11 protein-coding genes and 3 tRNA genes are annotated in these 13,521 nt (G+C 39.2%); 12 read left to right on the top strand and 2 right to left on the bottom strand.

Features of this window, described 5'->3' with window-relative positions; translation table 11 throughout:
• Nucleotides 1–60 precede the first annotated feature (60 nt).
• Nucleotides 61–1,854, bottom strand: coding sequence for a DUF885 domain-containing protein (locus tag NBC122_RS04280; RefSeq protein WP_133439191.1), 1,794 nt, complete (start codon nucleotides 1,852–1,854; stop codon nucleotides 61–63).
• Nucleotides 1,855–2,204: 350 nt separating this feature from the next.
• Here NBC122_RS04280 and NBC122_RS04275 point away from each other — a divergent pair, with 350 nt between their 5' ends.
• The 9 genes from NBC122_RS04275 (at nucleotide 2,205) to NBC122_RS04235 (ending at nucleotide 8,676) form a co-directional block, all read left to right on the top strand.
• Nucleotides 2,205–2,666 (top strand): hypothetical protein, encoded by a 462-nt coding sequence (locus NBC122_RS04275; RefSeq protein ID WP_133439190.1) that lies wholly within the window; start codon nucleotides 2,205–2,207, stop codon nucleotides 2,664–2,666.
• A gap of 93 nt (nucleotides 2,667–2,759) precedes the next feature.
• Complete coding sequence (locus NBC122_RS04270) at nucleotides 2,760–3,440, top strand: MotA/TolQ/ExbB proton channel family protein (protein WP_133439189.1); 681 nt, start codon at nucleotides 2,760–2,762, stop codon at nucleotides 3,438–3,440.
• Entirely contained in the window at nucleotides 3,440–3,838 is a 399-nt protein-coding gene (locus NBC122_RS04265) for an ExbD/TolR family protein (RefSeq protein ID WP_133439188.1), read from the top strand. The genes NBC122_RS04270 and NBC122_RS04265 overlap by 1 nt, the downstream gene beginning before the upstream one ends.
• 34 nt (nucleotides 3,839–3,872) lie before the next feature.
• A complete protein-coding gene (locus NBC122_RS04260; RefSeq protein ID WP_133439187.1) occupies nucleotides 3,873–4,727 on the top strand; it encodes a ferric siderophore ABC transporter substrate-binding protein in 855 nt (284 codons plus the stop codon).
• Between the two features lie 205 nt (nucleotides 4,728–4,932).
• The gene (locus tag NBC122_RS04255) at nucleotides 4,933–6,171 is read left to right on the top strand and encodes a bifunctional folylpolyglutamate synthase/dihydrofolate synthase (protein ID WP_133439186.1); all 1,239 of its coding nucleotides are present in this window, start codon (nucleotides 4,933–4,935) and stop codon (nucleotides 6,169–6,171) included.
• Between the two features lie 52 nt (nucleotides 6,172–6,223).
• A tRNA-Val gene (locus tag NBC122_RS04250) sits at nucleotides 6,224–6,298 on the top strand.
• Between the two features lie 517 nt (nucleotides 6,299–6,815).
• Nucleotides 6,816–6,890: transfer RNA gene (locus NBC122_RS04245), tRNA-Val, on the top strand.
• A 42-nt stretch (nucleotides 6,891–6,932) separates the two neighbouring features.
• Nucleotides 6,933–7,007 (top strand) — tRNA-Val (locus tag NBC122_RS04240).
• A gap of 133 nt (nucleotides 7,008–7,140) precedes the next feature.
• Nucleotides 7,141–8,676 (top strand): YifB family Mg chelatase-like AAA ATPase, encoded by a 1,536-nt coding sequence (locus NBC122_RS04235; RefSeq protein ID WP_133439185.1) that lies wholly within the window; start codon nucleotides 7,141–7,143, stop codon nucleotides 8,674–8,676.
• 64 nt (nucleotides 8,677–8,740) lie between these two features.
• On the opposite strand, the gene NBC122_RS04230 is transcribed toward NBC122_RS04235, so the two are convergent.
• Entirely contained in the window at nucleotides 8,741–9,850 is a 1,110-nt protein-coding gene (locus NBC122_RS04230; RefSeq protein ID WP_246012445.1) for a DUF3078 domain-containing protein, read from the bottom strand.
• Between the two features lie 150 nt (nucleotides 9,851–10,000).
• On the opposite strand from NBC122_RS04230, the gene NBC122_RS04225 reads away from it, so the two are divergent.
• The 3 genes from NBC122_RS04225 to gdhA all read left to right on the top strand — a co-directional run bounded on the left by NBC122_RS04225 (nucleotide 10,001) and on the right by gdhA (nucleotide 13,454).
• Nucleotides 10,001–10,771, top strand: a complete 771-nt coding sequence (locus NBC122_RS04225) for a rhomboid family intramembrane serine protease (protein WP_133439184.1) — start codon at nucleotides 10,001–10,003, stop codon at nucleotides 10,769–10,771.
• A gap of 28 nt (nucleotides 10,772–10,799) precedes the next feature.
• Nucleotides 10,800–11,909, top strand: a complete 1,110-nt coding sequence (gene dprA, locus NBC122_RS04220; protein WP_133439183.1) for a DNA-processing protein DprA — start codon at nucleotides 10,800–10,802, stop codon at nucleotides 11,907–11,909.
• Between the two features lie 186 nt (nucleotides 11,910–12,095).
• Complete coding sequence (gene gdhA / locus NBC122_RS04215; protein WP_133439182.1) at nucleotides 12,096–13,454, top strand: NADP-specific glutamate dehydrogenase; 1,359 nt, start codon at nucleotides 12,096–12,098, stop codon at nucleotides 13,452–13,454.
• Nucleotides 13,455–13,521: the final 67 nt, after the last annotated feature.

The raw sequence follows: 13,521 nt of genomic DNA, 5'->3' as shown, positions 1-13,521 counted from the left end.
CATAAAAACAAATCCGTTGAACAATTCAACGGATTTAATCTGATTATGTAATGAAAATTTTTACTGTTTTTTTGCCCAGTTTTGCATTTTCCGATCGAGTACATCCAAAGGCAGACAACCTTGATTTAAAACCTCGTCATGAAATTTGGCTAAACTGAATTTACTTCCCAATTTATCCTGATATAAATCCCGCAGTTCACGGATTTTCAGCGAGCCAATTTTATAGCCTAAAGCCTGTCCCGGCATGGCCATATATCGCTCTACTTCTGCGGTTGCACCTGCTTCGTCGTAGGAGATGTTCGTCAGAAAATATTTAATAGCTTCTTCACGGTTCATGGTTCCGCTATGGATTCCTGTATCGACTACCAGCCGCACAGCGCGCAACATCTGATCGCTCAAATATCCCATTTTCTGATAAGGATCGGTGTAGAGCCCAAATTCTGGTCCCAGTGTTTCACAATAATGCGCCCAACCTTCGCCATAAGCACCGAACCAACCAAACCGCATGAATTTTGGAAGATGGGTGTTTTCCTGCTGTAACGAAATCTGGTAATGATGTCCCGGAATTGCTTCGTGAAGAAATAAGGATTCCATCCCGGAAGTCACATTGAATTTTGTAGGATCGGGGATCGGGATATAAAAAATTCCCGGCCGTTTTCCGTCTGGGGTTCCCTGAATATATTCTGCACTTGCAGTAGCTTCCCTGAATTTTTCGGTTTGGCGAATTTCAAATGGCGTTACTGGTGTTACCCCAAACATGTTTTTTAATTTTGGAGTAATCTTAGCTAAAATGTGGTTGAACGCAGCGATGACTTCTTTTTCGGTTTTGTAAGGCATTGCTTTGGGATCAGATTTTACGTGAGTGATGAATTCCTCCAACGTTCCGGTAAAACCCAGTTCCTGTTTTACTTTCTCCATTTCTGTGCGGAGCATTGCCACTTGTTCTAAACCGATTTTATTGATTTCCTCCGGTGTTTTTGTTGTGGTAGTCCAACTCTTGGTGTAGTAGGTGTAAATCTCATTTCCTTTTGGCAACGCATTTATCCCATCGGTATTTCTTGCTTTGGGCAAATATTCGGTTTCCAGAAAAGCTGCCATTTTGGTATAGGCCGGAATTATTTTTTTAGAGATTACGTCTTTGTACAGTGCAGTTAGTTTTTGTTTTTGCGCAGTGCTGAATTTTTTCGGGAAATTTTTTACAGGTCCGAAGAAAATATTTTTATCGAAATCAGAACTTGTCAATTCTTCGGCTTTCATTTGGGGAATCATTTTCACGACAAGTTTTTTCGGTAAAACGAAACTGTTTTTAATGCCTTCGCGGAAATTTCCTTCTGCAGTGTCCATCCATTCGGGGAATTTTTCCATTCTCTTCAGCCAGTCCTCATAATCTTTTTCTGTTTTAAAGGGTTGACTTCCTTCGCCACTTCCTAATAATGGAAAGTCGAGGGGTAATCCGCCAAACTGAGTAAAAGGAATGTATTCCGGATGATAGGCATACCGCTCGATTTTGTCTTTTAAAGTATAATCGAGTACATCATAAACCGTTTTATCATCATCACTCAGCGACTTGTAATCCAGTTTTTTTAATTGATTCTGTACCGAATTGTAGAAAGAAATTTCACCAGAAATAAAGTCTTTGTCAATATTGATCGGCAGCTGGTCGTTATAACGCAAATCTCCTTGGGAAGTAGCTTCTAAAGGGTAAAGTTTTAAATATTGTTCATAATAATCGGCCGCAATAGAATCAACTTCCATTGGAGTGACTTTGGTTAACGGAGAGTCTGATTTCTTGCAACCTGTAAATCCGGTCAGGAAAACTGCGCCAAAAAAAGCAGTGTATAGTAAGTTTTTCATTTTTTATATTTTGAAGATGCTAAATTAAGTTTTTTGTTTAAAGTTTAGCTATTATAAATTTAACTCAAGACCAAATGAAATGAAATTAATGACGTGAATAAAAGCCACCAATTCACGAAAAGCGTGGTTCAAAGCATTCCCTTTTATTTTTAAAAATTAGAAATCCAAGATTTATTTAAAAATGCGTGGCAAAAGTTCAATTCATTTACCCGGACAGGATTCCTCTGATTTCAACCGCAAACCGAAAAATGAAATTTACAATAAATAATTTTGCGCAATCAATCTATTTTTTATCTTTGCTCTGTCAGTTTCGCTGATCAATTATTTAACTCAATTTTTTCCTTATAGAAATGAAAGGGATTTTAAAAATCTATCATCCGGATGAAACCCTTAAATACCACATCCAGAACACCTATTGCAAAGCGGTTTACAGCAATACTCAACATTTTTTGGAAGTAGAAATCATTACCGATGATTCGTTGGATCATGTAGACGATGATTCTTTGCAGTATAATTTCCCGCAAGTTTCAATGAATGTTTTCGACTTCCCGATAGAAGATGCAGAACTCGTTGAAAAATATTTCGAAATTAGTGATTCAGACGCAGATAATTTCACAGCGGTAGATCTCTTCGACGATGAAGATGCTTTCCTTGGAGACAGTAAACTCACCTTTAAAAATAATTCATCTGACGAACTTGAGCTTTTCTGGGAAGGAAAAATTACCGATTTCTACACCGGTTCCCAGCAGCCAATTCCGTTTAAATTGAAATGCAATTTCAAGCAGGACGAAATCGTTGTAGAAGAAGATTAGTTCTTTTTTTGTTTCACAATAATAAAATAATTACCTTAAATCCTGTAATATTAAGGTAATTTTGACGTTCAATTTTAAAATCAAAACAAACATATGTTTTTACAAACTCCAACGCCAATCATCAATACCACGACAGAAACACATGTTTTTTCACTTTGGGAAATTCTTTTCGGAGGAGGATTCATCGGGAATATTATTATGATTTCTATTTTTCTGTTGGGAATTTTGGCGCTTTATATCTTCCTTGAAAGATATTTTTTCATTAAAAGAGCGTCCAAGCAAACGCCTAACTTTTTAGAAAATATTAAAGATTTCGTGCAGGAAGGCAAAATCACAACCGCGATTGATTACTGTAAAACCATCGATTCTCCGGAAGCAAGAATGATTGAAAAAGGGTTAGCCAGAATCGGGAGACCTATTTCCGATATTTCAAATGCGATGCAAAACCAAGGTCAGTTAGAAGTTTCGAAACTGGAAAAAAACCTCAATATTTTAGCCTCCGCTTCCGGTGCAGCTCCGATGTTGGGATTCCTGGGAACGGTAGTCGGGATGATAATGGCGTTTTTTGAAATCTCAAATGTAACCGGCGCGGTAAGTCCAAAACTGCTGGCATCCGGGATTTATACAGCAATGGCAACTACAGCTGTCGGTTTGTTTGTCGGTATTCCTGCTTACTTTTTCTATAACATCTTAGTAACCAATGTCGACCGTTTGGTTTTAAAAATTCAAACCCATGTGAATGACTTTCTGGATACTTTAAATACCCCGCTGTAATGGAGTTGAAAAGAAGAAACAGAGTCAATGCCGAGTTCAGCATGGCGTCGATGACAGATATTATTTTCCTGTTGTTGATTTTCTTTATGATTACCAGTTCTGCTATCAGCCAAAGCGCTATTGAAGTAAAACTGCCAACAGCCGATACCAGCAATCCGAGCACTCAGGATCCATCAGTCGTGACGATTAAAGAAGACGGCAGGTATTTTGTAAATGATAAGGAAATCCCAAAAGAACAGTTGGAAGAATATTTGGTCAACACTTTGAAAGGGGAAGAGAAACCATCTTTCACCATCCGGGCAGATGAAAACACCAAACACAAAGATGTTGTTTTCGTAATGGGAATTGCAGAAAACCATCAGTTTAATTTAGCAATCGCAACCACTCAGGAAAAATAAGCGGTTCATTCTTTCGAAAAGAATTCCTTAAAAAATGGATTATATCATTCAGCATAAAAAAAACGAAGAAAAAGACAGAAGAAGAAGCGCAGTCATTACGGTTCTTATTTCGCTGTTGCTTTTCTTGGGAATGTTCTTCTATAAGTTTACTAAAATTACCGAAAAACCGGAACAAATCATGACAATGCTCATCAATTTTGGTGACAATAAAGAAGGAGCTCAGGTAGAGGAACCTGCAAACCAGGAAGGAAGCCTGGCAGCGAATACCGAAGTTACTCCCGAAGTAAAACCAGAACCGGTGAAAGAAGTGGCAAAGCCCATTGTTAAAGAAAAAATAATTACCGGAACCAATACGAAAATCTCAACTCCAAAAGTAGAGAAAGTGGTAAAAGTGGAAGCAAAAATGCCTGCCAAAAACACTCCTGCGAAAGTGACTCCCGCAAAAACAAATCCCGCAAAGGCAACAACTCCAAATGCAAATACGGGAACCGGTGATGGCAAAGGAACTGCGGCAATTGGAAACCTTTTGAAAGGTCGCGGAACCAAAACCGGCACCCAGGGAACCTCAGCAGCTCCAGGCAATTCTGGCGATCCTTTAGGCGGCGAAGGTAACGGTGACAGTAAAATCGGCATCGACAGAAAACTGGTCGGTTTTATTCCCGGAACCATGGGACGTGGCGGTGCGCAACCTTCTCACAGCTGTTCTGCAAGTGGCAGCATCAGTATCGCTTATACGGTCGACAAAGCAGGAAATGTAAGTTCTGCAAGGCGTTCGGGCGGTATTTCTGATCCGTGCGTTGTTTCAGCTTCTGTGAGTTGGGTAAAGCAGTATGTGAAAGCAGAAAAATCCAACACCTCATCTACAGGAGTGTACAGCATTACTTTTTAATATCTTTGGGCGACAATTTAACTTTGTTGAAAGTATATTTTTCATTTTCCATTTCCTGCCTTTTTATGAAATAATGACCTGTTTTTTTCTTTTACTTTTTAAAAAGAAGAGCTCCGCAGAAGTCGGCCACAACGCCATTCTAAAATAAAGAGCAGAATCACAACAAAAATAATGAAATACCAAAAATATTCAGGATTTTTGTACCATGACAAATCAGCAATATCAAGAAGCAATCGCCTGGCTTTTCGTACAGATGCCGAGCTACCAAACCGACGGTCAAAAGGCTTACAAGCCGGGACTGGAGAATATCACAAAGCTCTGTAACCTGTTCGGTAATCCACAGGAAACACTGAAAATGATTCATATCGGTGGAACCAACGGGAAAGGTTCGACCAGCAATATGCTTGCATCGGTATTGCAGGAAGCTGGCTACAAAGTTGGACTTTACAATTCACCACACCTTATTGATTTTACCGAAAGAATAAAAATTAATGGTGAAAACTGCGACAAAGAATTCGTGTACCAATTCATTCAAAAACTGAGAAATTTACCTCAGGAAATTACGCCTTCTTTTTTTGAGTTCACTACGGTTATGGCCTTTGAATATTTTTACCGGAAAAAAGTAGATTACGCCATTATCGAAGTTGGCTTGGGCGGCAGATTAGACTCTACCAACATCATTACACCGATGATCTCTGCGATTACCAATGTCGCTCTGGATCACCAGGATTTGCTGGGAAACACTATTGAAGAAATTGCCTTCGAAAAAGCCGGAATAGTTAAACCAGACATTCCTGTTGTCTCAGGTGCCGAAAATTCAGTCGTTAAAAATATCATTGAAAATACAGCAATAGAAAAAAACGCTCAGTTCATTGATGCGACCCTTATTAGCAATAATTTTAAATCTGATTTAAAAGGAAATTATCAGCAGAAGAATATTAAGGTCGTATTGGCTTTAATTAAAGAATTAAAAAATTTGGGACTGGATATTTCAGATAAAAATACTCAAAACGGACTTTTAAACGTTTACAAAAACACCAACTTTATCGGCCGGTGGTTTGAATTTTCGACCGATCCGCTCATTATTTGCGATACTGCACACAATCGGGCTGGCTTGGAACAGGTTTTTGAACAGCTTAATTCGATCCCGAAATTCAAACATATCATTTTAGGATTTGTTTCTGAAAAGAATATTAATGAAGTTTTACAGATTCTTCCTGAGCATTCCACCTTCTATTTTGCAAAACCGACTAACAACCGGGGACGTCACCCAGAGGATTATGAAGATTTATTGAAAAAATCAAAAATAAATTATAAAATTTTTACCACGGTTCAGGAGGCTTATCTTTTTGCAAAACAAGAAGTTAAAAAAGAAGAAATGATTTTCATTGGCGGAAGCAACTTTGTGGTCGGGGAATTTTTAGAAAAAAATTTGGATGATTAGAATTTTTTTGTACATTTGCCGAACCAAAATTTGAGACATCAAAAACGGTATCGGGCTCTTAGCTCAGTTGGTTCAGAGCATCTCGTTTACACCGAGAGGGTCGGGGGTTCGAATCCCTCAGGGCCCACCCAGGAAACCTCAGTTTATTCTGAGGTTTTTTTATGTAAAGCAGTTGGTGGATCAGTATCAAAACGGATCAGTTTCAAAACTTGGGGACTAGGCAAAAAGTTTTGGATAGTCTGAAAATGATACAATCCTTAGTCAGCAATCGGATTTCTGTGCAGGCGCTAAAAAGATATTGGGACACCGCAAGCTATGTTCATTTGCACCCATTTCTCCAGATAACCAAAGTGCACTCATCCCTATACCAACCCCTGGCTTATGCTGACCTTATGCTGACTGTATGCTGACTCCTATCATTGTTTAAGGATGTGAATATCGGTATTTGGAGAATAATTGAAGGTCTGGCTCCTCTTTATTGGTTGTTTAGATCAGCAGTAATTTAAGAAGTAACATTCTTCAAAATTAAATATTTCTATCTTTCTCTCCAAGTTTTAACTTGATCATTAAATTAATCATTTTGAAGATTAGAAAAAAAGTGTATATTTGCAAAACCAAAATTTGAAAAATCATAAGATGGTATCGGGCTCTTAGCTCAGTTGGTTCAGAGCATCTCGTTTACACCGAGAGGGTCGGGGGTTCGAATCCCTCAGGGCCCACCCAATAAACCTCAGAACTATCTGAGGTTTATTTTTAATTAAGGGCGGTTAGCTCAGTTGGTTTAGAGCGTTGCGTTGACATCGCAGAGGTCGCTGGTTCGAACCCAGTACCACCCACTTCAAAAAATCTCACTATCTGTGGGATTTTTTGCTTTTAAATCGTTTCCTGTAAAAACTTAAACTTTACAAACGCAATTCTTTTTCAAAAGATTGAGATTAATTTGTTAATTTTAATCTCAAAACACAGAACATGCTAGTAAAAATTTACGGGAGTGCCATCTTCGGAGTTTCTGCGCAGACTATTACCATTGAAGTTAATGTAGATACCGGCGGCGTTGGTTACCATTTGGTCGGTCTTCCGGATAATGCGATTAAGGAAAGCAGTTACCGGATATCGGCAGCATTAAAAAATATCGGATTTAAAATTCCCGGCAAGAAAATAACGATCAATATGGCGCCCGCTGATTTACGGAAAGAAGGTTCGGCCTATGACCTGAGTATAGCTCTGGGAATACTTGCCGCCTCTGAACAAATTAACGCCGAAGAAATCAGCAAATACATCATCATGGGCGAGTTGTCGCTGGATGGGGGCCTGTTGCCCATAAAAGGAGTACTTCCGATTGCCATCAAAGCAAAAGAAGAAGGGTTTAAGGGAATCATCCTGCCCAAACTTAATATTCGGGAAGCTGCCATCGTGAGCGATCTGGAAGTTTATGGCGTTGACAATATCAAAGAGGTCGTGGATTTCTTTAATGAAGGGATTCCACTGGAGCGGACGACGATTGATATCCGGAAAGAGTTTCAGGAAAAAGCACATCATTTCCCCAATGATTTTTCAGAAGTAAAAGGCCAGGAAACCGCAAAACGCGCGATGGAGGTGGCGGCGGCAGGTGGTCACAACATTATCTTAATCGGGCCGCCCGGAAGTGGAAAAACGATGCTGGCAAAGCGGGTTCCTACCATACTTCCGCCTTTGACTTTAAGGGAAGCTCTGGAAACAACTAAAATACATTCTGTCGCGGGGAAAATCGGAGCAGAAACCTCATTAATGACGGTTCGCCCGTTTAGAAGTCCACATCACACCATTTCAGATGTCGCTTTGGTTGGAGGCGGCAGTTATCCGCAACCTGGCGAGATTTCATTAGCGCACAACGGTGTTTTGTTTCTGGATGAAATGCCGGAATTTAAAAGGACGGTCTTAGAGGTGATGCGCCAACCTTTAGAAGATCGGGAAGTCACTATTTCCCGTGCGAAGTTCACGGTGAATTATCCGGCAAGTTTTATGCTGGTAGCGAGCATGAATCCCAGTCCCAGTGGTTTTTTTCCGGATGATCCCAATAATACTTCTTCACAGTTCGAGATGCAGCGGTATATGAACAGGCTTTCCGGCCCGTTGCTCGACAGAATCGACATTCATATCGAGGTACAGAAGGTAGAATTTGAGCAACTCGCCGATAAAAGAAGAGGAGAACAGAGTGATGAAATAAGAAGGCGGGTTTTGATGGCGCGCGAAATTCAAAGCAACCGTTATAAAGAATGCGATATTCACTATAATGCGCAAATGGGGCCGCGGGAAATTGAGAAGTTTTGCGAACTCGATGAAGATTCCCAATTGCTTATTAAAACAGCGATGGAAAAACTGAATTTGTCTGCACGTGCTTTTGACAGAATTCTAAAAGTTTCCCGTACCATCGCCGATTTGGAACAGGCAGACGCATTAAATGCCGCTCATATTTCAGAAGCAATTCAGTACCGCAGTTTAGACCGTGAATTTTGGAATGTATAAAAATACCGCTCCAAATGAAGCGGTAAATTATCTTTTAATGATTTTAAATCACAGTATTCGCAGATTAATTCGCAACGAAAGGCTTGATCATTTTTTTATTCTTTTCTTTAACTTCGAAACCAAAATTATAAGAAAAGCCAACACCCAAAGTTTGTTTTAACTGAAGCTTCTTGATTTGATCATGATCGTAAAGCAGATCTAAGGCGATGGTGGTGTTGATAAATTTATTGAATTTAAAATTGAGAGAACCATTGTAGGCAATATCAACTCTCTCCGGGTGAAAGGCGTAATTGCTGAATAAATTAAGCTGATTCACTAAATTAATGTCTTTGTAAATCTTTAATCGGTAAACAATATTCACCAAAGCACCAATTTCAGCTCTCACCGACTGGCCGTCTTTCTCTAAACCATATCTGCCCGCCTGCTGCAGTAAAGGGTCGGTGACAAAAGTAAACTTACCATTTACAGGTCTGACGATCATCTGGAAATTTTCGTTTGGATTATACAAAATCCCGACCCCGGTATAGATATAGCCCGGTGACATAAAGCGGGAAATCCGGTCCCCGAAAGAAGGATTTGGCGTCACTGCATAATTATATCCTGATGAGAATTGCGATAGAAACTGAAAACCGGTGGATAAGTAGAAATTCTTTCCGATATCGTAGCCGTAATTGGTCATGATATTAATATAATCCTCTGTTTTTCTCGATGATTCTCCCTGAGAAGATACAAAACCGTACCCCAATTGTATATTGTTGTCTAAGAAATGTTTTCTGTTTTTATAACTTAATGTATAATTGATTTTCCCGATAATTCCGATATTATTGTTGCCCCCGGAATTCCAGTTGGAAAATGAAGACTGGTTGAATATCAGGTTATTCTGGCCATAATAAAACCATTTAATAGGATCTTTTAATTGTAAAATATTATAAGGAGTAACGGGGATATCGTTCTCGCTTCCGGTAATAGTGACGCGGTCGCGGATAACAATTGTATCCCTAAATACAGGAGTGAATTTTTCCAGCTTCGGATTAGCCAGACTGTCTAAATTCAGCGCAGTAGCTTTCCATCTGCTTTGTGAAATAGAATCAATCTCGATCAGGATATTTTTATCTTTCTGGGAATAAGCTGCCAATGAACCCAATGACATAATAACAGTATACAACTTTCTCATAGTTGGCAAATTTAAGACAAACAAATAAATTTAAAAAACGCACTCTCTTACTATTTCGTACTTTTTGTCTGATTTTAATTACATTTATAAAAGATTTAGCCATAATTACTTAATAATAATTTTGGTCAGCGTTTTGTCAAAAAATAAACCATGCTCAGAAACCAACTTAATTTTAAAGCCTTACTTTACGCAGCCATCGTGGTTGCGGCGATGTGGCTGGGATATTTTTTACAACACATCGGTTGGTTCAGTGGTTGTTCAGGCGCCATCATTCCGCTAAATCCTTACGGACTGAAAGGTATTTTCCTGTCGCCTTTTCTTCATGGAAACTTTGATCATATCTTTGGCAATTCCATTCCTGTTTTTGTTTTAATATTTCTGTTATTTCAATTTTATCCTTTTATTGCAAAACAAATATTATTTCTGGGTTGGGTTTTAACAGGTTTTTTAGTTTGGCTTTTACCTCCGATTGATATTTACAACGGAGAGTTCAACCATGTCTGTATCATCGGTGCAAGTGGAATTGTTTACGTACTGGCTTTTTTCTTGTTTTTCAGTGGTATATTCCGATGGAATGTGAAATTCTTAACCGTTTCGATGCTCGTTGCGTTGTATTACGGCAGTTTAATTTGGGGCGTTTTGCCAGAGGAGTTATTTTCTCAGCTGCCAGAACCGAGCAGGGTGTCTTGGCAATCCCATTTATCCGGTGCAGCTATTGGGATATTAATGGCATTTATTTTCCGGAAATCAGGTAAAAAAAAAGTAAAATACATTTGGGAATTTCCTAACTATTACAGTGAAAAAGACGATAAACTATGGCAGGAATACAAAGAAAATCATCCTGAAGATTTTATGGAGCTTCCTTATAAAAAGAAAGAAAATGTATGGGAACGTTTAGATGAACTCCGTAAAAATGAATAATTTTTGATAATTTTGGTAAAACTTCATTATGCGTCACGAAGAAACCCTTTACGCTATCGCATTGCGGCGCTGCCCTTTAATCGGAGATGTGATTTTCCGAAAATTAGTGGCAGAGGTTGGTTCGGCGAAAGAGGTTTGGGATCTTTCAAAATCAGGTTTACAAACTATTTTTGGTATCGGAAGAAAAATTGCAGTTGAAATCGGAAATCCCGACCACTTAAAATTTGCAGAGAAAGAAATTGAATTTTGCCTCAAAAACAATATTAAAATTAACCTGCGTCATCTCGGAGATTTACCGGCAATTTTAAATGAATGTGACGACGCGCCCGCTATTCTCTATCAAAAAGGAGATTTCGACTCTTCAAAAAAAGCTGTGAGCATCGTTGGTACCAGAAATATTTCAAACTACGGAAAACAATTTATTGAAGACTTTTTAAATGCGGTTAAAAATGAAAACATCACCACCGTCAGTGGTTTGGCCCTGGGAGCCGATGCTGAGGTTCACGATATTTCCATAAAAAATAAAATTCAGACTGTTGCCGTTCTGGCGCACGGTTTTCACACCCTTTATCCTTCCAGAAACCGAAAACTTTCGCAGAAAATTCTCGAAGAAAACGGCGTTTTGTTTACTGAATTCAATTCTTCTCAAAAGCCGGATCGGGAGAATTTCATACAGCGAAACCGCATCATTGCAGGATTAACGCCTGCTACGGTTGTTGTAGAAACTGCTTTTGGTGGCGGCTCGATCAGCACAGCAACTTTTGCTAATAATTACAACAGAGAAGTGTATGCGTTGCCCGGCAGAATCGACGAGAAATACAGCCAAGGTTGCAATCAGCTTATTTTTCAAAACAAGGCGGCGGTGATTTCTACGATTCCATCACTCGTCGATCAGCTTGGTTTTCAAAACGAAACGGCAAAAACCGGCGAACTTTTTCCCAGTTCTGAAATAAAGATTGTACTGCCTGAACAGCAGGAAAATATCCTTGCTATCCTGGATAAAAAAACTCCGTTTTCCTTGGACGAAATATCACAACGGTTAGAAATACCAACCTATAAAATTTTGCCTGATTTATTACAATTAGAAATTCTGGGTTTAATAAAAGCACTTTCGGGTAGACAATATCTTGCGCTTTAGCTTTTTTTCATTTTTAAAAAAATACTAAAAAACAATTAACCTTAAATTTTTAACATTATTAATGATGTTTTTATGAATTTAATAAAAATAAACATTAATATTATTGATATTTTCCTAATATTTAAATTTTTTATTGAATGTTCTGAAAAAAAAATTAAATTTGTTAGTAATAATTCTCACTAGCATATGGAACATTATAACACAGAGCAAAAAATTCAGGAATTTATCGCAAACATTGAAGCGAAAAATCCAAACGAGCCGGAATTCTTACAAGCCGTAAAAGAAGTTGCCAATACAGTGATTCCTTTCATTGCAACGCACAAAGAATATGATGGCATGAAACTTCTGGAAAGAATGGCAGAGCCAGAAAGAACCATTATTTTCCGCGTTCCATGGGTTGATGATGCTGGTGAAATTCAGGTGAATCGGGGGTTCAGAATTCAAATGAACTCTGCAATCGGTCCATACAAAGGAGGAATCCGTTTCCATCCAACCGTGAATTTATCTGTGCTTAAGTTTCTTGCTTTTGAGCAAACCTTTAAAAACTCGCTGACAACCCTGCCAATGGGCGGAGGGAAAGGCGGTTCGGACTTTGATCCACAAGGAAAATCCAATATGGAAGTGATGCGTTTTTGTCAGGCATTTATGACTGAAATGTGCAAATATATCGGCCCTGAAACTGATGTTCCCGCGGGAGATATCGGAGTGGGAGCAAGAGAAATTGGTTATTTATTTGGCCAGTACAAAAAAATCAGAAATGAGTTTACCGGTGTATTAACCGGGAAAGGACTGGCGTACGGCGGATCATTAATCCGTCCTGAAGCGACAGGATATGGTGTTGTTTATTTCTGCGAACAAATGCTCAAAACAATCGGGCAGGAAGTTAAAGGTAAGACCTTCGCTGTTTCCGGTTTTGGAAATGTTGCCTGGGGCGTGGTAAAAAAAGTAAATGAGTTAGGCGGAAAAGTAGTGACGATTTCCGGACCTGATGGTTATGTATATGATGAAGACGGCATCTCCGGAGAAAAAGTTGATTATTTACTGCAGCTTCGTGCTTCTGGAAATAACCGGGCCGAAGATTTCGCAAAGAAATTCCCGAGTGCTAAGTTCTATGCAGGAAAACGGCCATGGAGTGTAAAATGTGATGTTGCGATTCCGGCTGCAACGCAGAATGAATTATTCCTGGAAGATGCACAAACATTAGTTGCCAACGGTGTAATCTGCGTAACCGAAGCGGCGAATATGCCTTCTACCTTGGATGCAATCAACTATTTCTTGGATAACAAAGTTTTGTTCTCGCCGGGGAAAGCCTCCAATGCTGGTGGCGTAGCAACATCAGGCTTAGAAATGACTCAGAATTCAATTCGGTTGAACTGGTCTTCTGAAGAAGTTGATGCAAGATTAAAGGAAATTATGATCGGAATCCATAAAGCGTGTCGCGATTATGGTACTGAAGAAGATGGCTACGTAAATTATGTGAAAGGTGCGAACATTGCGGGCTTTGTGAAAGTTGCCGAAGCAATGCTGGCGCAAGGTGTCGTGTAAAACAGAAGCCGGAGTTATACTTCGGCTTTTTTCTTAAACCTGTCCCGGGAAAATGGGAAAAAAAGTA

The organism is Chryseobacterium salivictor, assembly GCF_004359195.1.
In the GTDB taxonomy this organism is placed as follows: domain Bacteria; phylum Bacteroidota; class Bacteroidia; order Flavobacteriales; family Weeksellaceae; genus Kaistella; species Kaistella salivictor.
Note: the sequence above shows the minus strand (reverse complement) of the source record. Positions and strands in the feature narration are given on the sequence as shown.